Genomic DNA, 14,447 nt, shown 5'->3' on the forward strand with positions numbered 1-14,447 from the left:
CGTCAATGCCACACGGCTTGAATCTCCAACAATCAACCTCATCTAAGGTTCATCTCGCGGGCTTTGTTTCAGGCGCTTTCGTGCGCGCCGGCCTGCCTAACCTAGAAAGGTGATTTCATGCGTATCGATCGTTTGACCAGCAAGTTGCAACTTGCGCTCTCCGATGCCCAATCCATCGCCGTTGGTTTCGATCATGCCTCCATCGAGCCATTGCATTTGATGCAGGCATTGCTGGAGCAGCAGGGCGGTTCGATCAAGCCGCTGCTGATGCAGGTGGGTTTCGACATCAATGGATTGCGCCAGACCCTCACCAAGGAACTTGATCAGTTACCGAAGCTGCAAAATCCGACCGGCGACATGAATATGTCGCAGGATCTGGCTCGCCTGCTGAATCAGGCCGACCGGCTGGCGCAGCAGAAGGGGGATCAATACATCTCCAGCGAGCTCGTGCTGCTTGCGGCGCTCGATAGCAACACCCGCCTGGGCAAGCTTCTGCTGGCGCAAGGTGTTAGCAAGAAGGCTCTGGAGAACGCCATCAGCAATCTGCGCGGAGGCGAAGCGGTAAACGACCCCAACGCCGAGGAGTCCCGTCAGGCGTTGGATAAATATACCGTTGACATGACCAAGCGCGCCGAAGATGGCAAGTTGGATCCGGTCATCGGTCGCGATGACGAAATCCGCCGGACCATTCAGGTGCTGCAGCGTCGCACCAAGAACAATCCCGTACTCATTGGCGAGCCCGGTGTCGGCAAGACAGCCATCGTCGAGGGTTTGGCTCAGCGCATCGTCAACGGCGAGGTGCCAGATGGCCTCAAGGACAAGCGACTGCTCGCGCTGGATATGGGGTCGTTGATTGCGGGGGCGAAATTCCGCGGAGAGTTCGAGGAGCGGCTCAAGGCCGTTCTCAATGAGCTGAGCAAGCAGGAAGGCCGGGTCATCCTGTTCATTGATGAGTTACACACCATGGTGGGTGCCGGCAAGGCAGAAGGCGCGATGGATGCGGGCAATATGCTCAAACCAGCGCTGGCCCGTGGCGAACTGCATTGCGTCGGTGCGACCACCCTCGACGAGTACCGTCAGTACATTGAAAAGGACGCGGCACTGGAGCGGCGCTTCCAGCGCGTTCAGGTCGATGAGCCGAGCGAGGAAGACACCATCGCCATCCTGCGTGGCCTCAAGGAGCGCTACGAGGTGCACCATGGTGTTTCCATCACCGATGGCGCCATTATCGCTGCAGCGAAGCTGTCGCATCGTTACATCACCGACCGCCAGCTCCCGGACAAGGCGATCGACCTGATCGATGAAGCGGCCAGCCGAATTCGCATGGAGATCGATTCCAAGCCGGAAGAGCTGGATCGCCTGGATAGGCGTCTCATTCAGCTGAAGATCGAGCGTGAGGCGCTGAAGAACGAAGACGACGAGGCGACCAAAAAGCGCCTTGGCAAGCTCGACGAGGAAATCGTCAAGCTGGAGCGCGAATACGCCGATCTTGAAGAGATCTGGAAATCGGAAAAAGCCGAGGTGCAAGGCTCCGCGCAAATGCAACAGAAAATCGAGCAGGCCAAGGCCGACCTCGAGGCTGCGCGTCGCAAGGGCGACCTGGCGCGAATGGCCGAGCTGCAATACGGGATCATCCCGGATCTGGAGCGCAGCTTGCAGATGGTCGACCAGCATGGGAAGACCGAGAACCAGCTGCTGCGCAACAAGGTAACCGATGAGGAAATCGCCGAGGTTGTTTCCAAATGGACTGGAATTCCCGTTTCCAAGATGCTCGAAGGCGAGCGCGACAAATTATTGAAGATGGAAGGCCTGCTACATCAGCGCGTGATTGGACAACACGAGGCGGTCGTATCGGTGGCTAATGCTGTTCGCCGGTCTCGTGCGGGGTTGGCTGATCCGAATCGTCCGAGTGGCTCTTTCCTGTTCCTTGGCCCGACCGGGGTGGGTAAAACCGAACTGTGCAAGGCGTTGGCCGAGTTTCTGTTCGACACAGAGGAAGCCATGGTCAGAATCGATATGTCCGAGTTCATGGAGAAGCACTCTGTGGCACGCCTCATTGGTGCTCCGCCAGGCTATGTGGGCTACGAGGAGGGTGGTTATCTGACCGAAGCGGTGCGCCGTAAGCCTTACTCCGTGGTGCTGCTTGACGAGGTTGAGAAGGCCCATCCTGATATGTTCAATATTCTGTTGCAGGTCCTTGAAGACGGGCGGCTTACCGACAGCCACGGGCGCACTGTCGACTTCCGTAATACAGTGATCGTAATGACCTCGAACCTTGGGTCCAGTCAGATTCAGGAGTTGGTGGGCGATTCTGATGCGCAGCGTGCGGCGGTCATGGACGCCGTCAGCAATCACTTCCGTCCGGAGTTCATCAACCGTATCGACGAGGTGGTGGTCTTCGACCCGCTGGCGAGGGATCAGATTGCCGGGATTGCGAAAATCCAGCTGGGTCGTTTGCAGCAGCGTCTGGCGGAGCGCGAACTGAGTCTGGAGCTCAGCGACGAGGCCATGGATAAGCTGGTTGCGGTTGGCTATGACCCGGTATACGGCGCACGGCCGCTTAAGCGCGCCATCCAGCGATGGATCGAAAATCCGCTGGCCCAGAACATACTGTCTGGTGCATTTGAAGCTGGCTCCGTAATCGTTGGCAGAGTGGAAGGTGACCAGATCCAGTTTGCCAAGTCCTGAGCCGCAGAAAGGCCGCTTGAATAGAGCGGCCTTGCTGGTGGAAACCGGCAGTTACCGGCTCCGTTTGTTACCAGGCAGGGGGTGCCCGCAAATCATTGTAGTAAATCGCATTTTTTCTGTTGACAGCCGCGTCTAGAACCGTAAAATGGCGCGCCTCTGAGGGGGGTTTGCAAAGCGGTACAGCAAGCCAACTGAAGGGCTGGAAGTGAAGTTCCGCGATAGCTCAGTCGGTAGAGCAAATGACTGTTAATCATTGGGTCCCAGGTTCGAGTCCTGGTCGCGGAGCCAAATTCCATATCGGGGTATAGCGCAGTCCGGTAGCGCGCCTGCTTTGGGAGCAGGATGTCGGGAGTTCGAATCCCCCTACCCCGACCATTTTTGGGTCGTTAGCTCAGTTGGTAGAGCAGTTGGCTTTTAACCAATTGGTCGTAGGTTCGAATCCCACACGACCCACCAAATCGTCTCGCTAGAGGCGTAAGAAACCGGAAGGTCACAGACCTTCCGGTTTTTTTTGCGCTCGTTTTTTTCCAGGGGCAGCCTTTTCATCGGTTCGCTTTGATGCCGCGCCAGTCCCTTGTGTTCTATTCAGGAAGGCGCGGCAGATGGAGCTAGTGCAGTTTGAGGCGGGGTACCGTGCTGGTGCTTAGCTTGTCCCCGACCATCATCAGGCCGGTACGAGCAACGCCGTACAGGGCAATCTGGTGCATTCGGTACAGGGAGACATAGAACATGCGAGCCAGCCACCCCTCTAGCATGACGTTCCCCGTCAGGTTGCCCATCAGGTTGCCGACTGCGGAAAACGTCGACAGCGAGATCAGCGAGCCATAGTCACGATAACGATAAGGGGCCAGCTCCTCCCCATCGAGTCGGCGGGCGATCGATTTAGCGAGCAGTGACGCTTGCTGATGCGCAGCTTGAGCGCGAGGCGGCACGTTGCGATCGCTATCCGGTTGCGGGCACGCCGCACAGTCGCCAAAGGCGAATATGTTCTCGTCCCGGGTTGTCTGCAGAGTAGGGAGGACCTGCAGCTGGTTTATTCGGTTAGTTTCCAGCCCGTCTATCTCATTCAAAAAGCTTGGCGCCCTGATACCTGCAGCCCATACCTTCAACTTGGCTGGCACGAAATTGCCATCCTTGGTATGCAGCCCTTCGCTCGTCACTTCGCTTACAGCGGCATCGGTAAGTACAGTCACTCCCAGATCATTGAGTGTCTGGTGCACTGGCTGGCTGATACGCTCCGGCAGGGCTGGAAGCACGCGAGGTCCGGCTTCGATGAGCGTGATATGTACGTTTTCCGGCTTGATCCCGTTCAGCCCATAGGCTGCGAGTTCTCTTGCAGCATGGTGCAGTTCTGCCGCGAGCTCGACGCCTGTGGCGCCAGCGCCCACGATGGCCATGTTGATGGTGCTTTGGTGGCCTTCACTGGCATGGGCGCGCATGTAGTGGCTCAGTAGCAGGCGATGGAATCGCTCCGCCTGCTCGCGGGTGTCCAGAAAGATACAGTGCTCTGCCGCGCCTTTTGTGCCGAAATCGTTGGTTGTGCTCCCGACTGCGATGACCAGCGTGTCATAGCTCAGCGTGCGAGCGGGTACCAGCTCGACGCCATGCTCGTCATAGGACGCGGCGAGGTGAACGCATTTGCTCTCGCGCTCCAGCCCACTCATGCGGCCCATCTGAAACTCAAAGTGGTTCCACTTGGCCTGGGCGACATAATTGAGCTCGTCAGCGGACGAGTTCAATGACCCAGCTGCTACCTCATGCAGTAGGGGCTTCCAGATATGCGTGAGATTGGCGTCGATCAGCGTGATGCGCGCTTTGCCTTTCTTTCCGAGGGTTCTACCCAGGCGGGTGGCCAGCTCCAAGCCGCCGGCGCCGCCGCCGACGATTACGATGCGATGTGTCATTGGATGAACTCATAAGGCTTTGCGGAATTCGGTCAGGCGCCATGGCAAAGACAAGAACTGTCATAGCACCAGGCGGCTTAAGAGGCGGCTTAGCAGGCCCAAGCCTAAAACGACTACCAGAACCAGCACTAGGAGCAGCCAGGGCCTAAAAGGCCTGCGCTCTACTTGGTGCTGCGGCGCGCTGAGATATTGATCGACGCGTTTCTGATCTTCTGGATTCAGGCGGCTGGGCATACGCACCTCGCAGGGGATGCAGGCATTCTAGCGGTGCGCCGCCAAAAGCCAAGCGTGACGAGGCTGTATGCCGATTCTAATCTTGCTGAGCGGGCATTGCTCGGAAGCGGCGGTGCGGGGAGGGCGTCGGAAGATGATCAGCCCTCCCTCGGTGGTCATCGGCCGTTGTGCTTCAGGCTTCGCAGGTTGCCAATCACCGACTCCAGCGCCCGATCGAAGAGTAGCGCATCGTTCAGCAGGCGAATTGCGCCCCGACGAAATTCGATAGCCAGCCCCATTCGCGTCTTCTCGAGAACTTTCATTCCGGTGCGATTGACGAAAATGTACTTACCTGTCGGCTTGATGATGGCCGCAAGTTTGCAGCGGAGCTTATGGTCTTCATCTTCCTGGAATTCGACCCAGCTACCGACACGAAGATTGTCGACCTGAGTCAGTGCTTCATCATTATCGGCCAGATTGATTTCAGGTTCCTGCTCACGGCTTTCGCCTGGTGCGAGCAGGACAATTTCTTCATTGACCTCGACCATTGCCGGTATGCCAGGCTTGCCGGGTTCTTCGTCCCGAGGGGGCAGTTCCAGCTTAAGGTCGGTGAGGATCCCACCATCACTAGCGGGGTGGCTGGCCCGTGGCACTGGAGCTGGCTTGCTCAGCTGCTGCAGCGTCTGGACGTGCAGCGCTTCCAGGCGCGTAAAGAAATCGCTGGTCGAGAAAGGGTCGAATGCCGCGCTGACCAAACCTTCGCGAAGGTTTTTCAACAGACTCGGTACGAGTTCAAGCAATCGCGCGCGGGACTCGGGATCCTCATGCGGGCCAACGCTCCAGATCAGGTCGTCCATTGTTGCAAGGGCTGCGTGCCACTGCTCGGATTGAGTGCCGTGCTTGAGGCAAGTCAGGAGAAGAACTTTACTCCATGCCTCTTGCAGCAGCCGGACAACGACCTCAGGAAGTGTCTTGCCGAGCAGGCGCTCATTGAGTGCGTGCTCCACTTCCTGGCGTGCCATCTCGGCTCTGGCGCGGCCTTCCTCGGCATCACGGGTTCGTTGTTCCAGAAGCTCGCTGCGACGACGCTCGTCGCCGGTAAAGGCGAGAAAATCAGCGAGCAGTTCGGAGAATATGGCTGGGTCGTCTACGAAATCGTTCAGTAGACGAGAAACAACTTGCTCGATCTTCTGATACAGGCTGTCTCGTTGGGCTTCATCCTGATCGACCCATCCCATGGCGGCCGAGGCGATCTCGTTCAGCAGGCGACGCGCAGGATGGCTGCCGCGGCTGAAGAAAGTCTTGTCCAGGACCGCGACCTTTAATACGGGAATCTGCAGCCGACCGATGAGAGCCTTCAGCGAATCTGGAAGCGTCCGGTCGTCAAGAATGAATTCGAATAGCATCGATACCAGGTTGATGACGTCTTCGTCGACTTCACCCACGACACGCGACTTGCCGCTTCTGGCGCTAACACGCTGAAGCAGTTGCTCGAGTTGGCCCTGAAGATCGTATTCGTCGACTTGCTGTGGCGTGCGCGTCTGGAGGTGCGAGAGCAGGCGCATCAGGTCATTGCTGGATATCGGGATAGCGTCGCTGGGCAGGTTTCGCGCGGGAAGTGCGCTTCCGCGCAATTCCGACAGCAGCGCCTGGAGAGTACCGAATGCTTCGTGCACACCTTCTTCCACATAGGCAGGCGAATCGCTGAAGCTCTGGCTGGATCTGGCGTCACTGGCGCCTGGCGTACCAGGACGGTTAGGCGCCCGGCGCGGCTGGGCCGATTGCAATTCTGGCAGGACGCCCGCGGCGACGAGCGTCTGGTTGGACTCAGCGTATAGCTGTTCGAGGTCGCTCAACACATAGCGCTCGAACAGTTTGAGAATGATCAACTTGACCTTGATTTCGACGCCGAGCGTGCGGCACGCCTCGAGGAAGTACTCACATAGCTGCTGAGGGCCAAGCGGGTTGGTCTTGTCCTCGAGCTTTCTGCTCACCAGGACATTCATGCGGGTAGTGAGATGGCCAAGCGGCTGGCTGGCGCGGCTCAGCACTTTGGCGACCATGGTGTCGATCGCAACGGACTCTTCCAGCTCGTCGTTCTGCACCAGCGCCAGGCTTTCGAAAGAGGCTTCTTCCTGCAGCGGCTTGCCGATCTCGTACTGATTGAGCTTGGAGAACGACTCGAACACCTGTTGCAGGAAACCGCGCTCGATACCGCGACGCTTCATTCTCAGGTCGCGCATGGCCTCGAAGAATGCATTTTGTTCGGCGTTGCTGGTAGCGCGGTCAGCGATTTCGAAAAGCGAGTCGTCTGCATTGTCGAAAAGCGTTTGAAGCGCCAGTCTCAGCTGTTGAGCGGCTTTGTCGCGCACACTGATGAGCGCGACAGGTAATCTACCTGCCGGCGAGGTCTGCTTTTGCTCAGGGGTGGCCTTGAGGTGCACCACTTTCGCATCGGTTCGCATCGAGACTCTCCGGTCGCCTGTCATTCAAGCGCTCAACACCGTGTAGCATGCCGCTGATTATGCGCAGGGGCAACGGCTTGTCATTCCGTGGATGGTTCGCCATTTCGGTGGCGCCAAATATGAGCTCATTATAGGCCCCTCGTTCATTAGCCTAGTGCGGATTTGTTTTGGACATGATGCAGCTCACACATACTCGCGTAATTTCTACGGGCGGTCGAAAAACCGTAGGTGCAGCCATGCGCGAGGCTTTGAAAGCGCTTTTAACTAGGGCCAAACCGGGCTCTACGACGAGTCAGACTTATACTTTGCCGAAACGGACGGGAGCCTTACGTGACTGATATCACCCTTGCGGATCTGTCCGCTGAAATTGAGAACAATGTACGCAAGGCGCTAGCCGAAGACGTAGGGTCGGGTGACATCACTGCGCAGCTGATTCCCGCAGAGCGGCTCGCACACGCGGCTGTCATCACCCGGGAAGATGCTGTGATTAGCGGGACGGCGTGGGTCGATGCGGTATTCCGCCAGCTGGATTCGCGGGTTGCGGTGCACTGGCAGGTGAGTGATGGAGAGCAGGTTGCGGCCGATCGTGTACTGTTTCATCTAGAAGGACCGGCGAGATCGCTGCTCAGTGGAGAGCGCGCGGCGCTGAATTTCCTGCAGACCATGTCGGGGGTTTCGACCCGCTGCAGACACTATGCGAATCTGGTAGAAGGCACTGGTGTCCGGTTGCTGGATACGCGCAAAACCATTCCCGGGCTAAGGCTGGCGCAGAAATACGCTGTCACGTGCGGCGGCTGTCATAATCATCGCATCGGCCTTTTCGACGCCTTCCTTATTAAGGAAAACCACATAGCGGCTTGCGGCGGTATCGCCGAGGCGATCGAGGCTGCGCATCGCATCGCTCCGGGCAAGCCGGTAGAAATTGAGGTCGAGAACCTCGGCGAGTTGGAGCAGGCGCTGAGCGCTGGCGCGGATGTGGTGATGCTCGACGAGCTTAGCCTGGAGGACATGCGAACCGCGGTCGCTGTTACAGCGGGGCGGGCGAAGCTGGAGGCTTCAGGGGGGATCGATGATGAAACACTTCGCGCAATTGCCGAGACTGGCGTGGATTACATTTCAATCGGTGCCCTGACCAAGCATATCCGGGCAATTGACCTATCGATGCGGCTGAAACAGTAGCGCTGCAGCAAGGCGGCACTCAGGTGTGCCGCCTGCAGGATTCAATGCCGGCTTTTCAAGCCAAAGTTCTCGTCCAGCGTGCCCGGAACGTCCGGACCTTTTGGTGCGTAGTCCTTTGGCGGCTCGGTGAAGGTCGGCGATGTAAGACGCTCGCGATGGCTGTGGGTCTCTTCGCTATGGAGGGCAGCAAGCAACCGCTGGCGGGTCTGCTCATCGAGGGCGAGCTTATCAGCTCCCTCGGACAGATGATTCTGCATGTCCTGGTAGCTGTTGGTTAGCTTGCGCAGCAGGCTGGCTGTGGTGTTGAAGTGCGTGACCACTTCGCTCTGATAGGTGTCGAGGCGCTCCTGCAGGTCATCCACTTGACGCTGCGTGCTGCTGGGGGCGCTGTTGCGTGCAATCAGATAACCGATGACGATGCCGGCGACGACGCCGAGTATGGGTAGCAACCAGGTCGCGAGGGTCTGTTCCACGAGTACTTCCTCTATATAAACGGCTGTGACGTACAGCAGTGAAAATCTTGTGGTGGTGATATCCCTGAGCTAAGCGGCCGGCGATCCATGCACAGCACCCACTTGGCGCGGTGGTTTTCCCACGGGCTGATACGTTAACGTCTCGTACCTGCCGTGTATACCGCAACGCGAAGCACGATGATCCGGCAGCGCAAGCAAGACGAGCCGACAAGCCCCAAGGTCACGGAGTTAATTTGTTGAAACGTGAAAACCCCATTTCCATCGAGGGTCCGGCCGGTGTGCTGGAAGGGCTCTATTTCGATCAACCTGATGCGCGCGGCCTGGCGCTGATCTGTCATCCCAACCCGGTGAAGGGTGGGACGATGCTCAACAAAGTGGTCTCGACCCTGCAGCGAACTGCTCGTGACGCAGGTTACGTCACCCTTCGTTTCAACTTTCGCGGTGTCGGCGGCAGTGCGGGCAGCCACGACATGAACCTCGGCGAGGTGGATGATGCCGACGCTGCGCTGACGTGGCTGCGAGCTCAGTACCCAAGGCTGCCACTGACCTTGCTCGGTTTTTCATTTGGCGGCTTTGTCGCAGCGGCATTGGCGGGGCGCGTCGAATCTCGTGGCGAGTCGCTGGAGCGGCTGTTCATGGTCGCTCCTGCCGTGTCTCGTCTGGTGGATATGCCCCTGGCCGAAGACGCCGCCCTTACCATCATTCAGCCTGACGACGACGAGGTGATCGACCCTGCCTCGGTCCATACGTTTTCCGCTGGGCTCGAACATCCTCACGAGCTGCTGAAAGTGGCAGAATGCAGCCACTTTTTTCACGGCAAGCTGGTGGAGCTCAAAGAGCTCGTCGCACCGCGCTTGGTTTGATGGAACGCAGGTTGCGTAGCGATGCCCCGGTCGCTTGCTCGCGCCCCTTTACGCGTCCCGCTTGTCGTTCGCGCTGATTGAAACGAGATGACTGAATGAAAACCCGAATTCTTACTGGCATCACCACTACCGGCACGCCTCATCTGGGCAATTACGCAGGCGCCATTCGGCCAGCCATCGTAGCCAGCCGGGAAGTCGATGCCGACTCCTTTTACTTCTTGGCGGACTATCACGCGCTGATCAAATGCGATGATCCGTTGCGCATCCAGCAGTCTCGCCTGGAGTTAGCCGCGACTTGGCTAGCCTGTGGCCTTGATGCTGATCGGGTGACCTTTTATCGCCAGTCGGATATCCCGGAAATCCCCGAGCTGACCTGGTTGTTGACTTGTGTTGCCGGCAAGGGCCTGCTCAATCGCGCGCATGCGTACAAGGCTTCGGTGGACAAGAATGTCGAGCAGGGAGAGGACCCGGACGCGGGCATCACCATGGGCTTGTTCAGTTATCCGGTTCTGATGGCAGCCGACATTCTCATGTTCAATGCGCACAGAGTGCCTGTGGGGCGGGATCAGATTCAGCACGTGGAAATGGCGCGCGACATCGGTCAGCGCTTCAATCACCTGTTCGGTAATGGCAAGGAAATGTTCACCCTTCCTTCAGCCGTGATCGAAGAAGGTGTGGCGACGTTGCCCGGCCTCGACGGCCGAAAAATGTCGAAGAGCTACGACAACACCATCCCGCTGTTCGCCAGTGCCAAGGCGCTGAAGAGCACCATTGCCCGCATCGTCACGGACTCGAAGCTACCCGGCGAGCCGAAAGATCCGGACGACTCACATCTGTTCACCATCTACCAGGCATTTGCCACACCGGCGCAATTGGGTCAGTTCCGCGAAGATCTGATTGGCGGGCTGGCGTGGGGCGAGGCGAAGCAGCGTTTGTTCGACCTGCTCGACAGCGAATTGGGCGAGGCGCGTGAGCGGTATCACGCGTTGATGCAGCGGCCCGGCGAGCTGGAAGACATACTCCAGGCCGGTGCAAAAAAGGCGCGTAAAGTCGCGACGCCATTTCTCGGCGAGCTACGTGAGGCGGTCGGGTTGCGTAATTTCCGCAGCGAATCGGCAAGCGCCGCGCCGGTCAAGAAGAAGGGCGGCAAGGCGGCACGTTTTGCCAGCTTCCGTGAAAGCGACGGCAACTTCCGTTTCCGCTTTTTCGCTGCCGACGGTGAGGAGCTCCTGCTGTCTCGCCCGTTCAACGATCCGAAGGCAATCGGCGTGATCAGTCAGCGCCTGCTCTCACAGGGAGTGGATGCATTGGAACTCCGGGCCGACGAGGAGAATCAATTTAGCTTGTGGCTGGACGGCGAATGCATCGCAAAGAGTCCCACTCACGCTGACGAAGAGGCGCTGGAAGCGGCAATGCTACGGCTACGCCAGGCTGTGGCTACCCTTATCGCGTGATACAAACGATTCGCCGATCACGGCCTGATCGGCGCTAACTTGCTGATTTACGATCTCAACCGAGGCTCGCGCGCTTGAACGATCTGCGTAAATTGCCAACCACCGAGGGCGCGGCTAAAGTGTCGGCCCCGTTTCACTACCCAGACCCCGCCATGACCCCTCTTGAGCGCTATCAGGCAGACCTGAAACGTCCTGACTTCTTCCACGACGCGGCCCAGGAAACTGCGGTTCGTCATCTGCAGCGCCTGTACGACGATCTGGTCGCAGACGACCGCACCAAGTCCGGACTGATGGGCAAGTTGTTCGGCAAAAAGCACCAGGACCCGATCAAAGGGCTGTATTTCTGGGGCGGTGTTGGCCGCGGTAAGACCTATCTGGTCGACACCTTCTTCGACGCACTGCCCTTCGAACAGAAGACGCGTACCCACTTCCACCGCTTCATGAAGCGCGTGCATGAGGAAATGCGCACCCTCAAGGGCGAGAAGAACCCGTTGACCATCATCGGCAAGCGCTTCGCCGATGAGTCACGCGTGATCTGTTTCGACGAGTTTTTCGTCTCCGATATCACTGACGCAATGATCCTTGCGACCTTGCTTGAAGAATTGTTCAAGAACGGCGTGAGCCTCGTGGCGACTTCCAACATCGTGCCGGACGGTTTGTACAAGGATGGCTTGCAGCGTGCTCGCTTCCTTCCGGCGATCGAGCTGTTGAAGAAGCATACCGAAATCGTCAACGTCGACAGCGGTATCGACTACCGTCTGCGGGCCCTCGAGCAGGCCGAGCTCTATCACTTCCCACTCGACGCTGAGGCGGAGCAGAGTCTGGAAAAGAGCTTCCGCAGCTTGCTACCGGAGAAATGCCGGGTGCAGGAAAACGAGCCTCTGATGATCGAAAATCGCGAGATCGTCGCGCGCAAGGTTGCCAGCGGCGTAGGCTGGTTCGAGTTCCGGGAGCTCTGCGATGGGCCTCGCAGCCAGAACGACTATATCGAGCTGGGCAAGATCTTCGATGCCGTGCTGGTTTCGAACATCGAGCGGATGGACGTCTCCAAGGACGACATGGCGCGGCGTTTCATCAACATGGTGGACGAGTTCTACGATCGCAACGTCAAGCTGATCCTGTCCGCTGAAGTGGAACTCAAGGACCTCTATGCCGGCGGGCGCCTGGAGTTCGAGTTCCAGCGCACCTTGAGTCGTTTGCTCGAAATGCAGTCGCACGAATACCTGTCACGTCCACACAAGCCCTGAAATTCTCACGCCTCATGAACGGCAAGTCGACGCGCTGCGTGACTTGCCGTTTTTGTTCGTGCGTCAGGCGCTTTTGTGGCGATACTGCTGGCGGTACTGATTGGGTGAGAGTTCGGTGTGCTGGCGAAACAGACGAGCAAAGAAGCTGGCATCGTCATAACCGACTTCATAACTGATGGTCTTGATGCTTTTGCGAGTGGTTGAGAGCAGGGTTTTCGCCGTTTCGATGCGCAGTCGCTGCAAATAATGCAAAGGCTTGTCGCCAGTCGCCGCCTGAAACCGTCTCATGAAATTGCGGATGCTCATGCCGTGATCGCGCGCTACATCTTCGAAACGGAATTTCTCCGAGAAATGCTCCTCTAGCCATTCCTGAATCTGCAGAACGCGTGTATCCAGATGCAGCTTCTGCCCGCCAAATCCAATGCGGCCCGGGTTATAGCTTCGACGCACCTCGAACAGGATATCGCGCGCCATGCCTTGGGCGATGTGTGGCCCGCAGAAGCGCTCCACCATGTGAATGTAGAGATCGCACGCAGAGGTCGTGCCGCCTGCACAGTAGAGGTTGTCACTGTCGGTCAGGTGTTTTTCCTGCGTGAAGACAACACGCGGAAAGCGCTCGGCGAACTCGCGAGCGAATCGCCAGTGTGTCGTGCCTTCGCGGCCGTCGAGCAGACCGGCGGCGGCCATCCAGAAAGCGCCGCTGGCCTCGCCGCAAATGGCGCTGCCGGCTGCATGGCGCGCTTTCAGCCAGGGTGCGACCTGCGGGTACTGTTGGCACAGTGCGTCGAAATCTCCCCAGAATGCGGGCAGGATTACCGCGTCGGCGTCGTCCAGGGTTCCGTCCACATCGATGCGGGGGCCGCTGAAGGTGTTGACCGCACAGCCGTCGGGGCTGACCAGGTAGGTTTCGAAAGCAGGTGTGAGGTCCAGGCCCAGCTGTTTGCCATAGCGAAGGCTGGCCATGTGGAAGAAATCCTTGGCGTGCAACAAGGTGGAAGCAAACACCCCGTCGGTAGCCAGAATGCTGATGCGTTTCAAAGGCTGAGCGCTAAGCATGCTTTGTCTTCTGCCGATTCCGGTTATTTTTGTAAGGCAAAAAAGGGTGAAACTGCCGTGGTACGGCGGGATCGTCTTATCTTTTCCGGCGCCTGTCCAGTCCCTAATAGATGGCATTGTCGGAACCGGAGTTGTGCCTGCCCATCTGATCGTCCAAAGGGGGCTTTATGACTACGCATGAAAACCGATCCGATATCGCTTTCGGTGAGTGGGACGGCAATACCGCCGCGGCGCGCGAACTGCAGATGAGACTTGCAGAAAAAGTGGTCCTGGCTGATGACTTTGGCGCCTTGAAGCTCATTGCAGGGGTCGATGTGGGCTTCGAGGACGGGGGCAAGATCACCCGGGCCGCCGCGGTGTTGCTCGACGCCGAAACGCTCGAGCCGCTGGCCCAAGCCCTGGCACGAATACCGACCCGCATGCCCTATATCCCGGGGTTGCTGTCATTTCGAGAATTGCCTGCCGTGTTGCAAGCCCTTGATGCATTGGGCCAGATGCCTGATCTGATCTTCGCTGACGGGCATGGAATCGCCCACCCGCGAGGACTTGGTATTGCTGCGCATCTGGGCGTCATCACCGGCTTGCCGACGATAGGCGTAGCGAAAAAGATTCTCACCGGACAGCATGCCCCTCTCGGTGAGCGACGTGCTGATCAGGTCGACCTGCTGGACAAGGGCGGCAAGTTCATCGGCACCGTATTGCGCAGCAAGGAAAAGGTGCGCCCGCTGATCATTTCGCCGGGCAACCGGGTCAGCCTGATGACCGCGCCGGAGCTGGTGATGCGATTTGTAACGCGCTACCGGCTTCCCGAACCGACCCGACTGGCTGACCGGCTGGCCTCGCGCCGCGATGAAAAGCGCGCCGTGGTGCAACCCGCCCTGGACCGGTGATAACGCGGCCTGCTT

The 14,447-nt window shown here is 58.3% G+C and carries 11 protein-coding genes and 3 tRNA genes; 9 read left to right on the forward strand and 5 right to left on the reverse strand.

The features are described from left to right. Positions 1-117: 117 nt before the first annotated feature. The 4 genes from clpB (at position 118) to EA797_RS03655 (ending at position 3,144) form a co-directional block, all read left to right on the forward strand. Positions 118-2,688 carry an ATP-dependent chaperone ClpB gene (clpB, locus tag EA797_RS03640; RefSeq protein ID WP_122163813.1) on the forward strand — a complete coding sequence of 857 codons (2,571 nt, stop codon included), beginning with the start codon at positions 118-120 and terminating at the stop codon, positions 2,686-2,688. Positions 2,689-2,900: 212 nt separating this feature from the next. Next, positions 2,901-2,976, forward strand: a tRNA-Asn gene (locus EA797_RS03645). A 10-nt stretch (positions 2,977-2,986) separates the two neighbouring features. After that, positions 2,987-3,063: transfer RNA gene (locus tag EA797_RS03650), tRNA-Pro, on the forward strand. A 5-nt stretch (positions 3,064-3,068) separates the two neighbouring features. Continuing rightward, positions 3,069-3,144: transfer RNA gene (locus EA797_RS03655), tRNA-Lys, on the forward strand. A 152-nt stretch (positions 3,145-3,296) separates the two neighbouring features. On the opposite strand, the gene EA797_RS03660 is transcribed toward EA797_RS03655, so the two are convergent. The 3 genes from EA797_RS03660 to EA797_RS03670 all read right to left on the reverse strand — a co-directional run bounded on the left by EA797_RS03660 (position 3,297) and on the right by EA797_RS03670 (position 7,270). Next, positions 3,297-4,592: an NAD(P)/FAD-dependent oxidoreductase gene (locus tag EA797_RS03660; protein ID WP_122163814.1), complete on the reverse strand. Its 1,296-nt coding sequence runs from the start codon at positions 4,590-4,592 to the stop codon at positions 3,297-3,299. A gap of 60 nt (positions 4,593-4,652) precedes the next feature. Continuing rightward, the gene (locus EA797_RS03665) at positions 4,653-4,826 is read right to left on the reverse strand and encodes a DUF3094 family protein (protein ID WP_122163815.1); all 174 of its coding nucleotides are present in this window, start codon (positions 4,824-4,826) and stop codon (positions 4,653-4,655) included. Between the two features lie 155 nt (positions 4,827-4,981). Then, positions 4,982-7,270 (reverse strand): DUF1631 domain-containing protein, encoded by a 2,289-nt coding sequence (locus EA797_RS03670; protein ID WP_122163816.1) that lies wholly within the window; start codon positions 7,268-7,270, stop codon positions 4,982-4,984. Positions 7,271-7,600: 330 nt separating this feature from the next. Here EA797_RS03670 and nadC point away from each other — a divergent pair, with 330 nt between their 5' ends. Then, on the forward strand, positions 7,601-8,449 hold the full coding sequence (nadC, locus tag EA797_RS03675; protein WP_122163817.1) for a carboxylating nicotinate-nucleotide diphosphorylase: 849 nt from the start codon (positions 7,601-7,603) through the stop codon (positions 8,447-8,449). Between the two features lie 41 nt (positions 8,450-8,490). Here nadC and EA797_RS03680 read toward each other — a convergent pair whose 3' ends face one another. Next, positions 8,491-8,922 carry a Z-ring associated ZapG family protein gene (locus EA797_RS03680; RefSeq protein ID WP_122163818.1) on the reverse strand — a complete coding sequence of 144 codons (432 nt, stop codon included), beginning with the start codon at positions 8,920-8,922 and terminating at the stop codon, positions 8,491-8,493. Between the two features lie 233 nt (positions 8,923-9,155). Here EA797_RS03680 and EA797_RS03685 point away from each other — a divergent pair, with 233 nt between their 5' ends. From EA797_RS03685 to zapE, 3 genes are all read left to right on the forward strand, one after another. Further along, the gene (locus tag EA797_RS03685) at positions 9,156-9,785 is read left to right on the forward strand and encodes an alpha/beta hydrolase (protein WP_122163819.1); all 630 of its coding nucleotides are present in this window, start codon (positions 9,156-9,158) and stop codon (positions 9,783-9,785) included. A gap of 95 nt (positions 9,786-9,880) precedes the next feature. Then, the gene (locus EA797_RS03690) at positions 9,881-11,239 is read left to right on the forward strand and encodes a tryptophan--tRNA ligase (RefSeq protein WP_122163820.1); all 1,359 of its coding nucleotides are present in this window, start codon (positions 9,881-9,883) and stop codon (positions 11,237-11,239) included. 152 nt (positions 11,240-11,391) lie between these two features. Further along, the gene (zapE, locus tag EA797_RS03695; protein WP_122164672.1) at positions 11,392-12,486 is read left to right on the forward strand and encodes a cell division protein ZapE; all 1,095 of its coding nucleotides are present in this window, start codon (positions 11,392-11,394) and stop codon (positions 12,484-12,486) included. 63 nt (positions 12,487-12,549) lie between these two features. Here the strand turns inward: zapE and EA797_RS03700 are convergent, their stop codons facing one another. After that, on the reverse strand, positions 12,550-13,542 hold the full coding sequence (locus EA797_RS03700; RefSeq protein WP_122163821.1) for a GlxA family transcriptional regulator: 993 nt from the start codon (positions 13,540-13,542) through the stop codon (positions 12,550-12,552). A 167-nt stretch (positions 13,543-13,709) separates the two neighbouring features. Here EA797_RS03700 and nfi point away from each other — a divergent pair, with 167 nt between their 5' ends. After that, on the forward strand, positions 13,710-14,432 hold the full coding sequence (gene nfi, locus EA797_RS03705) for a deoxyribonuclease V (RefSeq protein ID WP_122163822.1): 723 nt from the start codon (positions 13,710-13,712) through the stop codon (positions 14,430-14,432). Positions 14,433-14,447 lie beyond the last annotated feature (15 nt).

It is taken from the genome of Stutzerimonas zhaodongensis (assembly GCF_003696365.1).
GTDB lineage: Bacteria > Pseudomonadota > Gammaproteobacteria > Pseudomonadales > Pseudomonadaceae > Stutzerimonas > Stutzerimonas zhaodongensis.